21 protein-coding genes and 1 pseudogene are annotated in these 18933 nt (G+C 72.6%); 17 read left to right on the top strand and 5 right to left on the bottom strand.

The annotated features are described in order from the left end of the window. Positions 1-92: 92 nt before the first annotated feature. The gene (gene ffh, locus ACI6PP_RS19795) at positions 93-1643 is read left to right on the top strand and encodes a signal recognition particle protein (RefSeq protein ID WP_421113368.1); all 1551 of its coding nucleotides are present in this window, start codon (positions 93-95) and stop codon (positions 1641-1643) included. A 3-nt stretch (positions 1644-1646) separates the two neighbouring features. Here ffh and ACI6PP_RS19800 read toward each other — a convergent pair whose 3' ends face one another. Then, the gene (locus ACI6PP_RS19800; RefSeq protein ID WP_421113369.1) at positions 1647-2117 is read right to left on the bottom strand and encodes an anthrone oxygenase family protein; all 471 of its coding nucleotides are present in this window, start codon (positions 2115-2117) and stop codon (positions 1647-1649) included. A 92-nt stretch (positions 2118-2209) separates the two neighbouring features. Between ACI6PP_RS19800 and ACI6PP_RS19805 the strand changes: the two genes are divergently transcribed. Next, a complete protein-coding gene (locus ACI6PP_RS19805) occupies positions 2210-3160 on the top strand; it encodes an AraC family transcriptional regulator (RefSeq protein ID WP_421113371.1) in 951 nt (316 codons plus the stop codon). On the opposite strand, the gene ACI6PP_RS19810 is transcribed toward ACI6PP_RS19805, so the two are convergent. Then, complete coding sequence (locus ACI6PP_RS19810; RefSeq protein WP_421113372.1) at positions 3161-3862, bottom strand: FadR/GntR family transcriptional regulator; 702 nt, start codon at positions 3860-3862, stop codon at positions 3161-3163. Positions 3863-3957: 95 nt separating this feature from the next. Here ACI6PP_RS19810 and ACI6PP_RS19815 point away from each other — a divergent pair, with 95 nt between their 5' ends. Together ACI6PP_RS19815 and ACI6PP_RS19820 are read left to right on the top strand one after the other, a co-directional pair. Then, on the top strand, positions 3958-4494 hold the full coding sequence (locus tag ACI6PP_RS19815) for a gluconokinase (RefSeq protein WP_421113373.1): 537 nt from the start codon (positions 3958-3960) through the stop codon (positions 4492-4494). A gap of 91 nt (positions 4495-4585) precedes the next feature. Further along, entirely contained in the window at positions 4586-5878 is a 1293-nt protein-coding gene (locus tag ACI6PP_RS19820) for a GntP family permease (RefSeq protein WP_421113388.1), read from the top strand. A 6-nt stretch (positions 5879-5884) separates the two neighbouring features. Here the strand turns inward: ACI6PP_RS19820 and ACI6PP_RS19825 are convergent, their stop codons facing one another. Then, positions 5885-6175, bottom strand: a complete 291-nt coding sequence (locus ACI6PP_RS19825) for a YiaA/YiaB family inner membrane protein (RefSeq protein WP_421113374.1) — start codon at positions 6173-6175, stop codon at positions 5885-5887. A gap of 237 nt (positions 6176-6412) precedes the next feature. Here ACI6PP_RS19825 and ACI6PP_RS19830 point away from each other — a divergent pair, with 237 nt between their 5' ends. From ACI6PP_RS19830 to ACI6PP_RS19840, 3 genes are read left to right on the top strand one after another with little or no spacing between them, the layout of a single operon-like run. Next, positions 6413-8146, top strand: coding sequence for an ABC transporter ATP-binding protein (locus ACI6PP_RS19830; RefSeq protein ID WP_421113375.1), 1734 nt, complete (start codon positions 6413-6415; stop codon positions 8144-8146). Further along, complete coding sequence (locus ACI6PP_RS19835; RefSeq protein ID WP_421113376.1) at positions 8143-9375, top strand: ABC transporter permease; 1233 nt, start codon at positions 8143-8145, stop codon at positions 9373-9375. The genes ACI6PP_RS19830 and ACI6PP_RS19835 overlap by 4 nt, the downstream gene beginning before the upstream one ends. Then, entirely contained in the window at positions 9279-10055 is a 777-nt protein-coding gene (locus ACI6PP_RS19840) for an ABC transporter ATP-binding protein (protein WP_421113377.1), read from the top strand. Before ACI6PP_RS19835 ends, ACI6PP_RS19840 begins: the two co-directional genes overlap by 97 nt. A gap of 112 nt (positions 10056-10167) precedes the next feature. On the opposite strand, the gene ACI6PP_RS19845 is transcribed toward ACI6PP_RS19840, so the two are convergent. After that, positions 10168-10611 (bottom strand): HIT family protein, encoded by a 444-nt coding sequence (locus ACI6PP_RS19845; RefSeq protein WP_421113378.1) that lies wholly within the window; start codon positions 10609-10611, stop codon positions 10168-10170. 187 nt (positions 10612-10798) lie between these two features. On the opposite strand from ACI6PP_RS19845, the pseudogene rpsP reads away from it, so the two are divergent. The 9 genes and pseudogenes from rpsP to ACI6PP_RS19890 all read left to right on the top strand — a co-directional run. Continuing rightward, positions 10799-11233 (top strand): annotated as a pseudogene (rpsP, locus tag ACI6PP_RS19850) (30S ribosomal protein S16); the annotation flags it as partial. A gap of 140 nt (positions 11234-11373) precedes the next feature. Then, positions 11374-11616 carry an RNA-binding protein gene (locus tag ACI6PP_RS19855; protein ID WP_421113379.1) on the top strand — a complete coding sequence of 81 codons (243 nt, stop codon included), beginning with the start codon at positions 11374-11376 and terminating at the stop codon, positions 11614-11616. Between the two features lie 11 nt (positions 11617-11627). Next, on the top strand, positions 11628-12191 hold the full coding sequence (gene rimM, locus ACI6PP_RS19860) for a ribosome maturation factor RimM (protein ID WP_421113380.1): 564 nt from the start codon (positions 11628-11630) through the stop codon (positions 12189-12191). Between the two features lies 1 nt (position 12192). After that, positions 12193-13341: a tRNA (guanosine(37)-N1)-methyltransferase TrmD gene (gene trmD, locus ACI6PP_RS19865; protein WP_421113381.1), complete on the top strand. Its 1149-nt coding sequence runs from the start codon at positions 12193-12195 to the stop codon at positions 13339-13341. Between the two features lie 184 nt (positions 13342-13525). Then, the gene (gene rplS / locus ACI6PP_RS19870) at positions 13526-13876 is read left to right on the top strand and encodes a 50S ribosomal protein L19 (RefSeq protein WP_421113382.1); all 351 of its coding nucleotides are present in this window, start codon (positions 13526-13528) and stop codon (positions 13874-13876) included. 24 nt (positions 13877-13900) lie between these two features. After that, entirely contained in the window at positions 13901-14581 is a 681-nt protein-coding gene (gene lepB / locus ACI6PP_RS19875; protein ID WP_421113383.1) for a signal peptidase I, read from the top strand. A gap of 52 nt (positions 14582-14633) precedes the next feature. Beyond that, entirely contained in the window at positions 14634-15488 is an 855-nt protein-coding gene (lepB, locus tag ACI6PP_RS19880) for a signal peptidase I (RefSeq protein WP_421113384.1), read from the top strand. Then, positions 15485-16195, top strand: coding sequence for a ribonuclease HII (locus ACI6PP_RS19885; protein WP_421113385.1), 711 nt, complete (start codon positions 15485-15487; stop codon positions 16193-16195). The genes lepB (ACI6PP_RS19880) and ACI6PP_RS19885 overlap by 4 nt, the downstream gene beginning before the upstream one ends. Next, positions 16192-16500 (top strand): DUF2469 domain-containing protein, encoded by a 309-nt coding sequence (locus ACI6PP_RS19890; RefSeq protein WP_421113386.1) that lies wholly within the window; start codon positions 16192-16194, stop codon positions 16498-16500. Before ACI6PP_RS19885 ends, ACI6PP_RS19890 begins: the two co-directional genes overlap by 4 nt. A gap of 364 nt (positions 16501-16864) precedes the next feature. Here ACI6PP_RS19890 and ACI6PP_RS19895 read toward each other — a convergent pair whose 3' ends face one another. Continuing rightward, complete coding sequence (locus ACI6PP_RS19895; RefSeq protein ID WP_421113387.1) at positions 16865-18103, bottom strand: DUF349 domain-containing protein; 1239 nt, start codon at positions 18101-18103, stop codon at positions 16865-16867. A gap of 106 nt (positions 18104-18209) precedes the next feature. On the opposite strand from ACI6PP_RS19895, the gene ACI6PP_RS19900 reads away from it, so the two are divergent. Continuing rightward, positions 18210-18933 (top strand): hypothetical protein (locus ACI6PP_RS19900; RefSeq protein ID WP_476712945.1); only part of this gene is annotated, 724 nt, incomplete at its 3' end.

Here is an 18933-nt window from a genome sequence, read left to right on the forward strand (position 1 = left end):
CTCAGCGGCCCATAGGCCCCTGAGGCACCGACAACTCTCCCGTTAGGCTGGGAGGACGCGTCCGCACCGGGCGCGAACCACGAGGAGAATCGTTGTTCGACACACTGCAGGACCGGCTCCAGGGCACCTTCAAGAACCTCCGGGGCAAGGGGCGCCTCTCCGAGGCCGACATCGACGCCACGGCACGCGAGATCCGCATCGCGCTGCTGGAGGCGGACGTCGCCCTGCCCGTGGTCAAGACGTTCGTGGCCGGCGTCAAGGAGCGCGCACGCGGCTCGGAGGTCAGCGGTGCGCTGAACCCGGCGCAGCAGGTCATCAAGATCGTCAACGACGAGCTGGTGACGATCCTCGGCGGCGAGACCCGTCGCATCCGCTACGCCAAGACCGCGCCCACCGTCATCATGCTGGCCGGCCTGCAGGGCGCCGGAAAGACCACGCTTGCGGGCAAGCTCGGCCTGTGGCTGAAGAGCCAGAACCTGTCGCCGATGCTCGTCGCGGCCGACCTCCAGCGCCCCAACGCGGTCAACCAGCTGCAGGTGGTCGGTAGCCAGGCAGGCGTCACGGTCTACGCCCCGCAGCCCGGCAACGGCGTCGGCGACCCGGTGCAGGTGGCCAAGGACGCCATCGCCGAGGCCCGACGCACCCTGCACGACGTGGTCATCGTCGACACCGCCGGACGCCTCGGCATCGACGCCGACCTGATGCAGCAGGCCGCCGACATCCGCGACGCCGTGCAGCCCGACGAGACGCTGTTCGTCATCGACGCGATGATCGGCCAGGACGCGGTGCAGACCGCGCAGGCCTTCCTCGACGGCGTCGGCTTCACCGGTGTCGTGCTGTCCAAGCTCGACGGCGACGCCCGCGGCGGTGCCGCGCTGTCGGTCGCCCAGGTCACCGGTCGCCCGGTGATGTTCGCCTCCAACGGCGAGAAGCTCACCGACTTCGACGTGTTCCACCCCGACCGGATGGCCGGCCGGATCCTCGACATGGGCGACATGCTCACCCTGATCGAGCAGGCCGAGAAGTCCTTCGACGCCGACGCCGCGGCGAAGGCCGCCGACAAGCTCAGCGGCAAGGGTGGCGACTTCACCCTCACCGACTTCATGGAGCAGATGCAGGCCGTCCGCAAGATGGGCTCGCTGTCCAAGATCATGGGGATGCTGCCCGGCATGGGGCAGTTCAAGGAGCAGCTCGCCGGCTTCGACGAGCGCGAGATCGACCGCATCCAGGCGATCATCTCGTCGATGACGCCGTTCGAGCGCGACAACCCCAAGGCCATCGACGGCTCCCGCCGCTCGCGCATCGCCAAGGGCTCCGGCACCCAGGTCAGCGACGTCAACCAGCTCGTCGACCGGTTCTTCGAGGCCCGCAAGATGATGCAGCAGATGGCCCGCGGCGGCGGCATGCCGGGGATGCCGGGCATGCCCGGGATGCCCGGTGCCGGCGGCAAGGGCAAGGGCAAGCAGGTGTCCAAGAAGGCCAAGCCCAAGCGCGGCTCGGGCAACCCCGCCAAGCGCGCCGCCGAGGCCAAGGCCGCCGCGTCCAAGCCGCAGGCCGACGGCGCCGGCGCGTTCGGGTTCGGCCAGCAGGGCAAGCCCGACCCCGACTTCGAGCTCCCGAAGGAGCTCCGCGACCTGTTGTGAGCCTCAGCGCAGCGACAGGGCGAGCAGCACGCTGCTGAGGAGTCCCGACGCGGTGCGGACGTGGTTGCCGGCGACCCAGGCCTCGAGCCAGGGTCCGAACCGCGCGGCGTCCGCGACGGGGTCCATCGACGCGAGCGCGTCGTTGCGCGGCACGTGGAACAGCACGGTCACGCCCACCACGCCGACGACGTGGACGGCCGTGGCCGTCACGACGAGCCACGCGCCGCCGGGGCGGGTCGCCAGCGCGTGCACGGCGAGCGCGACCGTGAGGGCGGCGGGCAGGAACAGCACCGTCATGAACCCGGCCGAGCGGGGTGCCGCGAGGTTCAGCTGCTGCATCGCGGCCATCCCCTGGGACGCGGGGAGCCGGGCCAGGCCCGTCGTGGTGAAGGTGGAGTAGGTCAGCAGCGCGCCGCCGGACGCGGCCGTGCCGATCGTGGTAGCCGCGGTCAGGAGTCGCCAGAGGTCGGTCATGGGCCCAGCCCACCGCACAGCGGGGAGACGGTCCATGCCTCAACGCCTCCATTCCCTTCCTGAGCGTCTCAGCGGCGGCTAGGGTCCCGGTCATGGACGTGGTCGCCGGGATGCTCGCCGCTCAGCACGCGGACGGTGCCTTCGTGCTCTGCTCCCAGGTCGTCGCGCCGTGGTCGATCCGGGTCGAGGACGGCGCGCCGCTCACCGTCGTCACCGTGACGACCGGCTCGGCGGTCGTCGCGGTCGACGGCCGCGACCCGCTCGTCCTGCGCCCCGGCGACGCCGCGGTGCTGCGCGGCGAGCGGTCCTACACCGTCGCCGATGCGGTCGGCACCACGCCGCAGGCACGCATCGGCCCGGGCCAGGTGTGCACCCGGCCCGACGGCAGCCCGCTGTCGGACTTCCGCGCCCTGGGCGTCCGTACGTGGGGCAACGCGCCCGCCGGCGTCGCCCCCGGGACGGTCCTGCTCACCGGCACATACGAGCGCGACGGCCAGGTCGCGCGACGGCTGCTGGCCGGCCTGCCCGACGCCCTCGTGGTGCGCGCCGCCGACGGAGGCCCGGCGATGGCGTCCGTGGTCGGCCTGCTCGGCGCCGAGCTGGCGCGTGACGACGTCGCGCAGAACGTCGTCCTCGACCGGCTCGTCGACCTCCTGACGGTCGCGGTCCTCCGCTCGTGGCTCGGCTCGGGTGCCGACGTCCCGGCCTGGTACGCCGGGAGCAACGCGCCGGTCGTCGGCGCCGCGCTGCAGCGGATCCACCACGAGCCCGAGCGACCCTGGACCCTCGTCGCGCTCGCCGCCGAGGCGGGGGTCTCGCGCGCGACCCTGGCCCGGCAGTTCGCCGCCGCGGTGGGGGAGCCGCCCATGGGCTACCTGTCCCGGTGGCGTCTGGACCTCGCGGCCGACCTGCTGACCTCGACCGACCTCACGGTCGACGCGATCGCGTCCCGCGTCGGGTTCGCCGGCGGGTTCTCGCTGAGTGCCGCGTTCTCGCGGCACCACGGTCGCAGCCCGACGGCGTACCGGCGCGCGTCGGCCTGATCAGTCCTCGGCGGTCATCGCCGCCGTGGCCTCGAGCACGATCGCGGTCATCGCGGACGCCGCCGCGTCCGCGTCGCCCGAGATGACGTGCTGCGCGACCTCCTGGTGCAGGCGCACCGCCTCGGGCTCGGGGTGCGGCGGCATCAGGCCGTGGTGCGTGCGGCCGCGCAGGACCGACGTCACCGGGCCGGCGAGCCCGGCGAGCATCTCGTTGCCCGACGCCTGCAGGATCACGGCGTGGAACTCGACGTCGGCGACGAGGAACGCCTCGAGGTCGCCCGACCGGGCCGTGGACGTCATCGTCAGCATGGCCGACCGGAGCCGGTCGCTCTGGTCGGCGTCGATGCGGCCGGCGGCCAGTCGCGCGGCCAGCGGCTCGATGCCGCAGCGGAGCTCGCCGAGGACGCGCAGCTGGTCGGCGCGCGCCGGCGAGTCCAGGCGCCACGCGATCAGCCGCGGGTCGAACGGGTCCCACTCGGTGCGGGGCCTGACGGTGATCCCCACGCGACGTCGCGCCGTGACCAGGCCCATGGACTCGAGCACCCGCACCACCTCGCGCACGACCGAGCGCGAGACGGCGTGCTCGTCGGCGAGCGCGTCGACCGACAGCACGGCACCCTGGGCGACGGCACCGGTGCAGACGGCGCGTCCGACCGCGTCGAGCACCTGCTCGTGGCGGGGTACGCGACGTTCGGGCGGCACGAACGCATGATGACACCTGCCCGAGTCGCTGTACAGAACTGATCATTGACGCGTCGCTCTTGTAAAAACCTGATGAATGACGAAGGATGTCCGCCATGACCCGCATCACACCCGCCCCGCTCGTCGTCGTCATGGGCATCTCCGGCACGGGCAAGACCACCGTCGGCGAGCTCGTCGCGCAGCGTCTCGGGCTGGAGTACTCCGACGCCGACGTCTTCCACCCGCAGGCCAACATCGACAAGATGTCGGCCGGCACGCCGCTCACCGACGAGGACCGCTGGCCGTGGCTCGAGGCCATCGGTGCCTGGCTCGCCGAGCGCGACGCGACCGGTGGCGTGGTCAGCTGCTCGGCCCTGCGCCGTGCGTACCGCGACGTCCTGACGGGCGCCGCGCCCCGCGCGCGCTTCCTGCACCTCGACGGCGACATCGAGCTGATCCGTGAGCGCGTCGCCCACCGCTCGGGCCACTTCATGCCCGTCTCGCTGCTGGAGTCGCAGAAGGACACCCTCGTGCCCCTGGGCGACGACGAGCCCGGCCTGCGGGTCGACGTCGCCGACAGCCCCGACCAGATCGCCGACGCGTTCCTCGCCGACCTCGAGCAGCACGCGTCCACGCACACCGAAGGAGCCTGAGGTGGACCTGTCCTCCCTCGTCCGCGCCGCCGACGACACCATCACCCCCACGGGCGGCACCGGCCAGCTGGTCACCGCCGCGCTCGTGGGCATGGCGGTCATCGTCGTGCTGATCACCGTCGCCAAGCTGCACCCGTTCCTCAGCCTGACGATCGGCTCGCTGGTCACCGGCGCGGTGGCCACCCAGGCGCCGGCCGACACGATCGAGCAGTTCAGCACGGGCGTCGGCGACACGGTCGCGGGCGTGGGCATGCTGATCGCGCTCGGCGCGATGTTCGGCAAGCTGCTGGCCGACTCCGGCGGCGCCGACCAGATCGTCGACACGATCGTCGGACGCTCCAGCCAGCGGACGCTGCCGTGGGCGATGGCCGGCATCGGCGCCCTGATCGGCCTGCCGATGTTCTTCGAGATCGGCCTCGTGCTGCTGATGCCGGTGATCTTCCTGGTGTCCCGCCGCTCGGGCCTGTCGCTGCTCAGCATCGGCATCCCCGCGCTGGCCGGGCTCTCGGCGATGCACGGCTTCGTACCCCCGCACCCCGGGCCGCTCGCGGCGATCGCCACCGTCGACGCCGACCTCGGCATCACGCTCGGGCTCGGCATCCTGGTGGCGATCCCGGTCATCGTCATCTCCGGACCGCTGTTCGCGCGCTTCCCCGCGAAGTGGGTCGACGTCCCCGCACCCGAGCTGTTCGAGTCCGACCGCGAGACGCGCGACCGCCGCCCGGCCTTCGGCATCACGGTCGCGACGGTGCTGCTCCCCGTCGTGCTGATGATGGGCAAGGCCGTCGCCGACATCTTCGCCGCGGAGGGCAACGTCGTGCGCCAGGCGCTCGACTTCATCGGCACGCCGCTCGTCGCGCTCCTGCTCGCCACCCTCGTGGCCATGTTCACGCTCGGCCGCGGTGGCGGCATGAGCAACAAGGAGCTCGGCGACACGATCTCGTCCTCGCTGCCTCCCATCGCGGGCATCCTGCTCATCGTCGCCGCCGGTGGCGGCTTCAAGCAGACCCTCGTCGGCACCGGCATCGCGCAGCTGATCGGCGACGCCATCCAGGACAGCGGCATCTCGGTGCTGCTGCTCGCGTGGCTCGTCGCCGTCGTCATCCGCCTGGCCACCGGCTCGGCCACCGTCGCGACCATCACGGCCGCGACGATCATGGCGCCGCTCACCACCGGCATGGGCACCGGCGAGGTCAGCCTGCTCGTGCTGGCGATCGGCGCCGGGTCGGTGTTCTTCTCCCACGTCAACGACGCGGGCTTCTGGCTGGTCAAGGAGTACTTCGGCCTGACGGTCGGCCAGACGATCAAGAGCTGGTCGGCGATGGAGACGGTGATCTCGGTCAGCGGTCTCGGCGTCGTGATGCTGCTCGGCGTGTTCGTCTGACCTGCCTCAGACCTTCTCGCCGAAGGGGTCGTGCTCGGCGAGGAGCTTGTCGACGCGGGCCTGGTCGACGCGGCTGACCATCGCCGAGCGCTCGTCGTTGTCGCGCACGACCTTGGCGAGGGTGAAGCTCGACGTCACGAGGTAGAGGGCGCCGAGGCCGAGGAAGGCCCGGGTCCACGGGTCGACCTCGAGGTAGCAGACGCCGAGGACGACCGCGACGAGCGCGACCGCGAAGGAGAGGGCAGCCTGCGCGTAGAAGGCGACGGTGTTCTTGCTGTTGCTCGGTGTGAGGTTCATGGCAGCAGCGTCCTCCCGCGCGGGCGGCCCGCGTACCCGTCCACGTACCCAGGTCGGGGGCGCCCCCGTACTCACCCCACCCAGGTACCGCGATCCGCCGATCCCCGCGCACCGGTCCGCCGATCCGTGCGACGCGGACCGACGGATCGATGGACGGGGATCGGCGGATCGCGGTGGGGTGCGCAGGGGTGACGGAAGTCAGGTGCCTCGTGCAACCGTCGCAGGTACCGTGACGAGGTGCTCCTCGCCCTCGTCCGCCGCCACGCGGGCCCCTACCGCTGGTCCATCGCCCTGGTCGTGGTGCTGCAGCTGGTGCAGACGCTGGCCAACCTCTACCTGCCCGGCCTGAACGCCGACATCATCGACACCGGCATCGTCCAGGGCGACACCGGCTACATCCTGCGCACCGGCGGGATCATGCTCGCGGTCACCCTCCTGCAGGTGGTCTGCGCGATCGTCGCCGTCTACTGGGGAGCGCGCACCGCGATGGCGCTCGGACGCGACCTGCGCGCGTCGGTCTTCGGGGCGGTCGGCGGGTTCGGCAGCCGCGAGGTCAACGCGTTCGGCGCCCCCACGCTGATCACCCGCTGCACCAACGACGTCCAGCAGGTGCAGCTGCTGGCGTTCCTCACCTTCACCATGCTGCTCGCGGCCCCGGTCATGTGCGTCGGCGGCATCGTGCTGGCCGTCCACCAGGACGTGGGCCTGTCGTGGGTGCTCGCGGTGGCCCTGCCGGTGCTGGTCGCCGTGGTGGTGGGGGTCGTGGCCAGGATGCGGCCGCAGTTCCGCCTGATGCAGGGGCGGATCGACGACATCAACCGCGTCATGCGCGAGCAGATCAAGGGTGCCCGCGTGATCCGCGCGTTCGTCAAGGACGAGCACGAGCGCGCCCGCTTCGAGGACGCGAACGACGCCTACCGCGACGTCGCGATCGCCGTGGGCAGGCTGATGGCGCTGCTGTTCCCCGCGGTCATGCTCGTGGTGAACGTGTCGAGCGTCGCGGTGCTCTGGTTCGGCGGCCAGCGCGTCGCCGACGGCACCCTGGCCGTCGGCACCCTGACGGCCTACCTGGCCTACCTCGTCCAGATCCTCGTCTCGGTGATGATGGCGACCTTCTTCTTCATGCTGCTGCCCCGCGCCGAGGTCGCGGCCGAGAGGATCACCGAGGTGCTCGACACCGAGCCCACCCTCGCCGAGCACCCCGGCGCGTCGGACGTCCCGGTGACGCGCGGTGCCGTCGACGTCCGCGCCGCCACCTTCGCCTACCCGGGCGCCGAGCACCCCGTCCTGCACGACGTCGACCTGGTGGCGCGACCCGGCGAGACGACCGCCGTCATCGGGTCCACCGGGTCGGGCAAGTCGACCCTGCTGCGCCTCGTGCCGCGGCTGCTCGACGTCACCGACGGCGTCGTCGAGCTCGACGGGGCCGACGTCCGCGACCTGACGCTCGAGGGCGTCCGCTCGGCCGTGGGCCTGGTGCCGCAGCAGGCGTTCCTGTTCGCCGGCACGATCGGGTCGAACCTGCGGCTCGGGCGGCCCGAAGCCACCGACGACGAGCTGTGGGCCGCGCTCGAGGTCGCCAGCGCCCGCGACTTCGTGGAGGCCTCGCCCGCGGGCCTCGACACCGAGGTCTCCCAGGGCGGCACCAACTTCTCCGGCGGGCAGCGGCAGCGTCTCGCGATCGCCCGCGCCGTGGTGCGCCGGCCGCTGGTCTACCTGTTCGACGACGCCTTCTCCGCGCTCGACTTCTCCACCGACGCCGCCGTGCGCACCGCGCTCCGCGGCGTGACGCGCGACGCCGCGGTGGTGGTGGTCGCCCAGCGCGTCAGCACGATCCGCGACGCCGAGCGCATCGTCGTCCTCGACGAGGGACGGGTGGTCGGCACCGGCACCCATGCCGCGCTGATGGACGGCTGCCCGACCTACCGGGAGATCGTGCTGTCGCAGATCAGCGAGCAGGAGGCGGCATGAGCGGCAGGGGACCCGGTGGCATGGCGGGCGGGCCGCCGTCCAAGCCCGAGCAGTTCGGCCCGACGCTGCGGCGGCTGCTGGGCCGCCTGACGACGCAGCCGCGGCTCGTCGCCGGCGTGACGGGCCTCGCCGTCGTGGGCGTGGGGCTCAGCGTGGTCGGGCCGCGCGTGCTGGGGCACGCCACCGACATCGTCTTCGACGGCTACCTCGCCAGCCGTCTGCCCGCGGGCACGTCGAAGGCCGAGGCCGTCGCCGGGCTGCGTGAGAGCGGGCAGCCGCGCGTCGCCGAGATGGTCTCGTCGGCGGACGTGCAGCCGGGCCAGGGGATCGACTTCGGGTCCCTGGGCACCGTGCTGCTGGTGGTGCTCGCGATCTACCTGCTGTCGTCGGCACTGATGTGGATGCAGGGGCGCACCACGACCCTCGTCGTGCAGCGCACCGTCGCCGGGCTGCGCACCGACTGCGAGCGCAAGCTGGCCCGGCTGCCGCTGTCGTACCTCGACAAGCGCTCGCACGGCGACATCCTGTCGCGCGTCACCAACGACGTCGACAACGTCGCGCAGTCGCTGCAGCAGACGATGAGCCAGCTGCTGACGTCGCTGCTGACGGTCGTCGGCGTGCTGGTGATGATGGTGTCGATCTCGCCGCTGCTGGCGCTGGTCGCGCTGGTGACGGTGCCCGTCGCGGGCGTGCTCACGGCCGTCATCGCCAAGCGGTCGCAGCCGCACTTCGTCCGGCAGTGGAAGGCCACCGGCGAGCTCAACGGCCACGTCGAGGAGACCTTCACCGGCCACGACCTCGTCACGGTGTTCGGACGCCGCCAGGAGTCCGCCGAGCGGTTCGCCCGCCACAACGACGACCTCTACGACGCCGCCTTCCGGGCGCAGTTCGTCTCGGGGATCATCCAGCCCACGATGATGTTCGTCTCCAACCTCGCCTACGTGGTCGTCGCCGTGGTCGGCGCCTTGCGCGTCGGGGCGGGCGCGATCAGCGTCGGGGAGGTGCAGGCGTTCGTCCAGTACTCGCGGCAGTTCAGCCAGCCCCTGACGCAGCTGGCGTCGATGGTGAACCTGCTGCAGTCGGGCGTGCGTCCGCCGAGCGCGTGTTCGCCTTCCTCGACGCCGAGGAGGAGGTGCCCGACCCCGCCGACGCCGTCCGTCCGGACGTCGTGCGCGGACGCGTCGAGTTCCGCGACGTCTCGTTCTCCTACGACCCCGACGAGCCGCTGATCGAGCACCTCGACCTGGTGGCCGAGCCGGGGCAGACGGTCGCGATCGTCGGCCCGACCGGCGCGGGCAAGACCACCCTGACCAACCTGGTGCTGCGCTTCTACGACGTGGACGCCGGCGCGATCCTGCTCGACGGCGTCGACGTGCAGGCGATGGACCGGGGTGCGCTGCGCTCCACGTTCGGCGTGGTGCTCCAGGACACCTGGCTGTTCGGCGGCACGATCCGCGACAACATCGCCTACGGCGCCGACGACGCCACCGACGAGCAGGTGTGCGCGGCGGCCGAGGCGGCGTCGGTCGACCACCTCGTGCGCACGCTGCCGCTGGGCTACGACACCGTGGTGGACGAGGAGGGCGGCGAGCTCAGCGCCGGCCAGCGCCAGCTGCTGACGATCGCCCGCGCGTTCCTCGCCGACCCCGCCGTCCTGGTGCTCGACGAGGCCACCAGCTCGGTCGACACCCGCACCGAGGCGCTCGTGCAGGAGGCGATGGGACGCCTGCGACGCGACCGCACCAGCTTCGTCGTCGCGCACCGGCTCTCGACCATCCGCGACGCCGACGTCATCGTGGTGATGGAGGACGGCCACATCGTCGAGCAGGGCAGCCACGACGACCTGCTCGCCGCTGGCGGCGCCTACCAGCGCCTCTACGCCGCCCAGTTCTCCGGCGCGCTCGTCTGAGTCAGAGAATCTGAGGTGCACGGCGCCGGGAGGGCAAGGCGCGGACGGTGAAGCTGGGCCGATGTTGCCCTGCGAACCGTCCGCAACGCCGCCCTCTGGGATGCCGTGCGCCTCAGAGGGGGCGGGAGACGTCGGCGGGGACAGTCTCGAGGTGGCCGTGCTCGATCAGGCGGGTGCGGATCTTCTCGGCGGCGCGGTCGAGCGACGCGGGGTCGGGGGAGTGGTCGACGTTGCGCACCTCGAAGTCGGCGGGCGAGAACGCCGGCCAGACGTGGATGTGCAGGTGCGGCACCTCGAACCCCTCGACGAGCACGCCGATGCGCGGCGCGTTCCACTCCAGCTGCTGGGCCTTGCCGATGGTGCGTGCGACGCGCATCAGGTGCGCCAGCAGCTCGTCGTCGGCGTCGACCCAGTGGTCCACCTCGGCGCGGGGGACCACCAGCGCGTGGCCGGGGGTGAGGGGCGCGATCGTCAGGAACGACACGCACACGTCGTCGGACCACAGGAAGCGTCCGGGGATCTCGCCCTCGATGATCCGGGTGAACAGGGTGCTCATGGCCTCATCCTGCCCCACCGGGTTGGAGACGGGCCCGCGGCTCTGGCAGAATGACACGCTGCACCGGTACCGCGACCCGACCCTCTGAAGACGGTCGCTGGCCGGTCCACCGAGCAGGCAGGCCCGCACCCCACGCGGAGACCGGCCGACTCACCCACCTCGAGCACTGCAAGGAGACACCACACTCGTGGCCGTCAAGATTCGCCTGAAGCGTATGGGCAAGATCCGCACCCCGTTCTACCGTGTCGTCGTCGCCGACTCGCGCAAGAAGCGCGACGGCAAGGTGATCGAGGAGATCGGGACGTACAACCCCAAGACCGAGCCCTCGCTCATCCACATCGAGTCCGAGCGCGCGCAGTACTGGCTCGGCGTCGGCGCCCAGCCCAGCGAGGCCGTCCAGGCCCTGCTGAAGATCACCGGTGACTGGGAGACCTTCACCGGCGAGAAGCAGACCCGCACCCTTGAGGTCGCCGAGCCCAAGCGCGACAAGACCGAGATCTTCAACGAGGCTCTCAAGGAGATCCACGGCGAGGGCGGCAAGAGCGCGTCGGCGACCACCAAGAAGGCGGCCAAGAAGTCGGCCGCCAAGGACGAGGCGGGCGACGACGAGGCCAAGGCCGAGCCGGCCGACGCCATCACCCCGAAGAAGAAGGCCGAGTCCAAGCCCGAGGCCGACGCGCCCGCGGCTGACGAGGCCAAGGCCGACGAGGCGCCCGCCGCCGAGCAGGCCGAGACCGCTCCCTCCTCGGAGGCCTGAGCACCGTGGTCGCGGACGCCATCGACCACCTGGTCAGCGGCATCGTCGACAACCCCGACGACGTCGAGGTGCAGGAGAAGAACCTGCGCCGCGGTCTGCTCTACGAGGTGCGCGTGCACCCGAGCGACCTCGGCAAGGTCATCGGTCGCTCCGGACGCACCGCGACCGCGATCCGCACCGTCGCCGGAGCCCTCGCGGGCGAGGGCGGCGCGCGGATCGACTTCGTCGACGTCGACCGCCGCCGCTGACCACGCCGCCGATGCTCGTCACGGTCGGCCGCGTCGGTCGGGCGCACGGCATCCGCGGTGACGTCCAGGTCGACGTCCGCACCGACGAGCCCGACCGCCGTTTCGCGGCGGGCACGTCGCTGCAGGCCACCCGCGCCGGCTCCACCACGACCACGGTCGTGGTGGAGTCGTCGCGCTGGCACTCCGGCCGGCTCCTCGTGCACTTCCGAGGGGTCGACGACCGCAACGCCTCCGAGGCCCTCGGCGGCCACGAGCTCGCCGTCCAGGTCGACGCCTCCGAGCGTCCCGAGGACGACGAGGAGTACTACGACCACCAGCTGGTGGGCCTGACCGCCGTCGACGCCGACGGCGACGTCGTCGGCACCGTCACCGCGGTGCTGCACCTGCCCGCCCAGGACACCCTGGCGATCACCCGCGACGGCGGCGTCGAGGTGCTGGTGCCGTTCGTCTCCGAGCTGGTGCCCGAGGTCGACCTCGGCGCCGGGCGTCTGGTCGTCGCCGACGTGCCCGGACTGCTCGACCCCGACGCGGCCGACAGCGCGGCGCCCGACGCCGCGCCCGCCGACGAGGGCTGACGTGCGCCTCGACGTCGTCACGATCTTCCCCGAGTACCTCGAGCCGCTCTCGCTGTCGCTGGTCGGCCGGGCGCGCACCCGCGGTCTGGTGGACCTCACCGTGCACGACCTCCGCGAGCACACCCACGACCGCCACCGCACCGTCGACGACACCCCCTACGGCGGCGGAGCCGGCATGGTGATGCGCCCCGAGCCGTGGGGCGAGGCGCTCGACGCGCTCGTCCCGGACGGCACCGACGCGGCGCCCGTGCTCATCGTCCCGACCCCGGCGGGCAAGCCGTTCGGCCAGGCCGACGCCGCACGGCTCGCCGCCGAGCCGTGGCTCGTGTTCGCCTGCGGACGCTACGAGGGCATCGACCAGCGCGTCCTCGACCACGCCTCCACCCGCATGCGCGTCGAGGAGGTCTCGATCGGCGACGTCGTGCTCAACGGCGGCGAGGTGGCCGTGATGGCCGTCGTCGAGGCCACCGTCAGGCTGCTGCCCGGCGTGCTCGGCAACCCCGAGTCGCTCGCCGAGGAGTCGCACGGCCCCGACGGCCTGCTCGAGTACCCCGTCTACACCAAGCCCGCGTCCTGGCGCGGGCACGACGTCCCCGACGTGCTGATGTCCGGCGACCACGGACGCGTCGCGGCCTGGCGCCGTCAGCAGTCGGTGGCCCGCACGTCCGCACGGCGCCCCGAGCTGATCGCCGACCCGCTCGTCGCACCCGTGGTCGAGCTCGCCGACGCCGACCTGCCCGAGCTGTACGTCCTGCAGCGCTGCTGCTGGGTGCAGGAGGCCCAGGCCAACCCCGGCATCACGATCCCGGCGTTGGTCGAGAGCCTCGACGACGCCCGCGCCGCGCTGGGCCGCTGGACCACCTGGGGCGTCCGTGCGTCCGGTCGCCTGGTCGGTGCCGTGCGGGGCCAGGCCGACGACGACCTGTGGCACGTCGGCCGCCTGATGGTGGCCCCCGACCACGAGGGACGCGGGCTCGGTCGCCGGCTGCTGCGGCACGCCGAGGCCGCCGCACCGACCGGCACCTCGGCCGTCGCGCTGGTCACCGGCGCGCGCAGCGAGGACAACCTCCGGATGTACCGCCGCGCCGGCTACGAGGTCGTCGAGGTCGACGACGACGAAGGCGTCGCCCACCTGCTCAAGCGGCTCTGACCTGCGACGCCGGCCACCCGCGAGCCGATTTCGTGGCGCTGGTGCGGCTGTGGCAGACTGGGACGTCGGCGCCGGCCGGTGCAGCTGCCACAGGGGCGATGCACCACTTCTGCCGCCGCGCCCCTCTCGTTCGATCTCTATCAGCACGCGGTTGACCTGTGGCACCTGCGAGGAAGAGCCTTCCATGACCAACGCCGTCGACGCCGTCGCCAGCCAGTCCCTCCGGGACGACCTCCCCACCTTCCGCGCGGGTGACACCCTCAAGGTGCACGTCCGTGTCGTCGAGGGCAACCGCTCGCGCGTGCAGCTCTTCCAGGGCGTGTGCATCAAGGTCCAGGGCTCGGGCGTCGGCCGCACGTTCACGGTCCGCAAGGTCAGCTTCGGCGTCGGCGTCGAGCGCACCTTCCCGCTGCACACCCCCGTCCTCGAGAAGATCGAGGTCGCGACCCGCGGCGACGTCCGCCGCGCGAAGCTGTACTACCTGCGCAACCTGCGCGGCAAGGCGGCCAAGATCAAGGAGAAGCGCGAGGCCTGAGTCCGGGCCTCTCGGACCCCGGACGTGAACGCCCGCAGCGCGAAGCGCAGCTCCCTCTGGCGAGAGATCGTCATCGTCGTCGCCACGGCCCTGGTGCTGTCGGTCGTCGTCAAGACGTTCTTCGTCGAGTCGTTCTACGTCCCGTCGGCCTCCATGGAGCCGACGCTGCGCGGCGACGACGTCACCCAGGACCGGTTCCTGGTGCAGAAGTGGTCGTACTGGACCGGTGAGCCGAAGCGCGGCGACATCGTCGTGTTCAAGGACCCGGGCGGATGGCTCGCCGAGTCCGGGGTCGCGCAGAACCCCGGCCCGGTGCAGCGTGCGCTGAGCGTCGTCGGCCTCTACCCGGCCGGCGACCACCTCGTGAAGCGCGTGGTGGGCGTCGGCGGCGACACGATCCGCTGCTGCAACGCCCAGGGCCGGCTGCTCGTCAACGGCACCGCCGTGGAGGAGCCGTACGTGATGAAGCCCGACGCGACCGGTGACCAGCGCTTCGAGACGACCGTGCCGAAGGGCTCGTTGTGGGTGATGGGCGACAACCGCGGCGACTCGGCCGACTCGCGCTTCCACACCGACGACCCCGGTCGTGGGTTCGTGCCGGTCGACGACGTCGTCGGCAAGGGCTGGGTCGTCGTGTGGCCGTGGCGCGACCGCGGGTCGCTCGGCGGGACCACGGCGTTCGACGCCGTCCGACCCGCGTCCTGACGCGCGTGCGGACACCCGCTCCGCGCTGGTCCGGCCACGGTAGGCTCGCCCGGTGAGTGCCCGCGACGACGTGTCCCTCCCGGGCGCCCGTCGTTCCGGTGGCAGCCACCGCGGCGGACGTCGCGCCGCGCCCGTCGACACCACGCGCCGTGCTCCCCGCCCGGCCACCCGCACCGGGTCGTCCGGCGGCCGCCGGATCGCCCGCCGCCCGCACCTGCCGATCTGGCAGGAGACCGGGCTGCTTCTCGTCGTCGCGCTCGTGCTGGCCGTGGTGGTCAAGACGTTCTTCGTGCAGGCGTTCTACATCCCGTCGGGCTCGATGGAGCCCACGTTCCAGGTCGACGACCGGGTGCTGGTGCAGAAGGTCGGTTACTGGGCCGGCGACGTGCAGCGCGGCGACGTCGTCGTCTTCGACGACCCCGGCGGCTGGCTGGCCGGCGCGGACGAGCCCGGCCCGAGCAACGCGGTGCAGAAGGCGCTGGAGTCCATCGGTCTGTTCCCCTCCGGGGGCCACCTGATCAAGCGCGTCGTCGGCGTCGGGGGCGACCGCGTCACCTGCTGCAGCGACGACGGCAAGCTCCAGGTCAACGGCGTGGCGCTCGACGAGCCCTACCTCGCCGACCAGGTCTCGACCGCCGAGCAGACGTTCGACGTCGTCGTCCCCGAGGGGTACCTGTGGGTGATGGGCGACAACCGCGGCGACTCCGCGGACTCCCGAGCCCACCAGGGCGACCCGGGCGGAGGGTTCCTGCCCGAGTCGCGGGTGACCGGCAAGGCCTGGGTGACGGTGTGGCCGTGGAGCCGCGTCAGCACCATCGACGACGCCCGGGGCACCTTCGACGAGGACGCCCTCGACCGCGCCGCGCCCGCGGCCCGGCGCGCCGCCGAGCAGGCGGGTGGCTCATGACGCGGCGTCCTCGCGGTGCGACCGTGCGGCGCGACGCCGGCCTGCACGGGTACGACCGCGCCCTGCGCCGGGCGGGCATGTCGCCCGTCGCGGGTGTCGACGAGGCCGGACGCGGGGCCTGCGCCGGTCCGCTCGTGGCGGCGGCCGTCGTCCTGCCCGACGGGCGTCGCGGCGAGGTGCCCGGGCTGGCCGACTCCAAGCTGCTCACCGCCCGACGCCGAGAGGCGTGTTACGCCGAGGTGGTCGAGCGAGCGGTGTCGTGGACGGTGGTGGTGATGTCGCCGGCCGACTGCGACCGCATGGGGATGCACGTCGTCAACATCGAGGCACTGCGCCGCGCCCTCGCGCGCCTGTCGGTGCGTCCGGGCTACGCGCTCACCGACGGGTTCGGCGTCGACGGCATCGGCGTCCCCACCCTGGCGGTCTGGAAGGGTGACCGCGTGTCGGCCTCGATCGCCGCCGCGTCCGTGGTCGCCAAGGTGACCCGCGACCGCATCATGGCCGGGCTGCACGAGGTGTACCCCGAGTACGACTTCGCGACCCACAAGGGCTACTGCACGCCCACCCACGACGCCGCGCTGCACGCGCACGGACCCTGCCCCGAGCACCGGCACCGGTTCGTCAACGTGCGCGACGCCGTCGCCGCCCGCTCGGCCTCGGTGCCGGCCGGAGCCCACCACCACGACGACCAGGAGGCACGCCGATGAGCGCCGAGGACCTCGAGCGGTACGAGTCCGAGATGGAGCTGCAGCTGTACCGGGAGTACCGGGACGTCGTCCCGATCTTCAAGTACGTGGTCGAGACCGACCGCCGCTTCTACCTGTGCAACGCCGTCGACGTGAAGGTGCGCTCGGAGACCGGCGACGCCTACTTCGAGGTCACCATGAACGACGCCTGGGTGTGGGACATCTACCGCCCCGCCCGCTTCGCCAAGAACGTCAAGGTGCTCACCTTCAAGGACGTCAACGTCGAGGAGCTCGCCGAGGCCGACCTGGAGCCCCCTGAGGGCTGAGCCCGCCTCGCCGGCGGTGCGTGACCCACGTTGCAGTCGGGGCGGGGGTGTCCCACCCACCACATCAGGGCCTCGGGTCGTGGGCGAGCCACCGCGGGTCGTGGGTGGGCCACCGGCCGGCCGAGGACCGCCGCCACGGCACGTCAAGTGCGCAGCGAGGACGGTGACGCGACCCGTTCCGTTCCGGCCGGCGGTGGGTGTGCCCCCAGGATCGGTCGCTCTCTGGGGCCGTACCCACCGCTGGGTCGGGTGGGTGGTGCCGTACCCACCGCCGGCGGCGTCCCATCCACCACCCGCGGTCAGGACGTGGTGGGTGAGCCACCGCCCAGTGCGGGACGTGGTGGGTGAGTCACCGCCGGGGAGGTCAGGAGAAGTCGGACAAGGCCCGCCGCGCCTGGTCGAGCCACGCCTCGCGGGCCTCGATGGACTCGGTGAGGTCCTGGACGCGCTTGGCCTTGCCGGCCGCCTCGGCCTTGGTGAGGTCGGCGCGGAGGTCGGCGATGGAGCGCTCGAGCTTGGTCACCGTCTCGTCGGCGCGGGCGCGGGCCTCGGGGTTGGTGCGGTCCCACTCGGACTGCTCGGCGTCGCGGACGGCGTTCTCGACGGCCCGCATGCGGCCCTCGAGCTCCTTCATGTCGGCGCGGGGCACCTTGCCCGCGGCCTCCCAGCGCTCGGACAGGTCGCGCAGGGCGGCCTTGGCGCTGGCGAGGTCGGCCTCGGGGTCGAGCGCCTCGGCCTCCACCAGGATCTGCCGCTTCACCTCGGCGTTGGCACCGAACTCGGCGTCGATCTTGGCGTTCGTCTCGTCGCGGGCGGAGAAGAAGTGGTCCTGGGCGGCCCGGAACTGGCGCCAGAGCTTCTCGTCGGTGCCGCGGGGCGCCGGGCCGGCGGCCTTCCAGCGGCGCATGAGGTCGCGGTAGGCCCCGGCCGTCGCTCCCCAGTCGGTGGAGTCCTGGATCGCCTCGGCCTCGGCGACGAGCCTGGCCTTGACGGCCTGCGCCTCGTCGCGGCGGGACGCCTGCTCGGCGAAGTGGCTCTTGCGGTGACGTGTGTAGGTGGTGCGGGCCGAGGAGAACCGGTGCCACAGCTCGTCGTCGAGACCGCGGTCGAGGCGGGGGAGCGCCTTCCACTCCTCGAGGAGCGCACGGAGGCGGTCGGCGCCGCTCTTCCAGTCCTGCCCCGCGGCCAGCGTCTCGGCCTCCTCGACGATCCGCGTCTTGGCGGTGGTGGCCTCGGCGAGCCGCTCGGCCCGGGCGGCGCGCTTGGCCTCGCGCTGGCGGTCGATGGCGGGGGCGAGCGCGTCGATCCGCGCCAGCAGCCCGTCGAGGTCGCCCACGGCCTGGGCGTCGGCGACCGACGAGCGGACGAGCGCGACGGCCTTGCCCGCCTCGTCCGGCCCCAGGGCCCCGCTCTCGACGCGCTTCTCGAGCAGCTCGACCTCGACCGCCAGACCGTCGTAGCGACGGGTGTACAGCGCCATCGCCTCCGCAGGGTCACCGTCGGGCCACTGCCCGACCATCCGTTCGCCGTCCTTCGTCCGGACGTACACGGTTCCCTGGTCGTCGATCCGGCCCCACGCCTCGGGGCTTGTTTCTGCGCTCACAGGGTCCACCCTGTCGTCCGCGGGCCGGACAGTCCAGTGGGATCGCCGCGTCACGGGTCCGCCCGTAGGCTCGGGGAGTCCCCACACCCGTCCCGAAGCAGGTCCCGTGAGCCGCACCGTCCGTCGTCTGGCGCTCCTCGGCGGCGCCGCCGTGCTCGCGCTGGGGCTCGTCGTCGGCCTGGTGGTCGCACGGTCGGCCGAGCCGTCGGCGAGCGCGAGCGACCGCGCCTCGGCGCTCGAGGCCGCCGCCCGCGCGGACGTCACCGCGGCCCACGAGCGCGTCGGCGGCGACGCCGGGCGCCTGGGCGAGCCCGTGACGGACGTCCGCTGCGGCCTGCTGGAGAGCGCCTGCGTGCAGCGCTTCGACGGGGGAGCGGTCTACGCGAACGGTCGCGCGCAGAGCCGGGTGGAGATCGCGTACGGCGACCCCGACGTCGCGGCGCTCGCCGCCGCCGCGCAGTCGCAGGTGGGCTACGTCGAGCCGTCCTGGCGGCGGAGCAAGTGGAACCAGTGGGTCGGCAACCAGCGGGCCTGGTGCGGGATCTTCCAGTCCTGGGCGAGCCTGGCCAGCGGCAACGACGACGCCGTCCCGATGCACCGCGACTTCCCCTCGCTCGTCGCCGCCACCCAGGACGACACCGCCCGCCTCTCGCAGGTGCCCGCCGTCGGGGCGCTGGCCTTCATGGACCTCGAGGACGCCGGTCGTCCCACCCACGTCGGCCTGGTCGTCGCCCACGACGGCACCGACGTCACGCTCGTCGAGGGCAACGTCGGACCGAGCGACGGGCGTGCCGTCGTCCGCACGACACGCACCGACCCGCCCATCACCT

Origin of the sequence: Solicola agrisoli (genome assembly GCF_049059935.1) — a bacterium.
In the GTDB taxonomy this organism is placed as follows: domain Bacteria; phylum Actinomycetota; class Actinomycetes; order Propionibacteriales; family Nocardioidaceae; genus JAURVT01.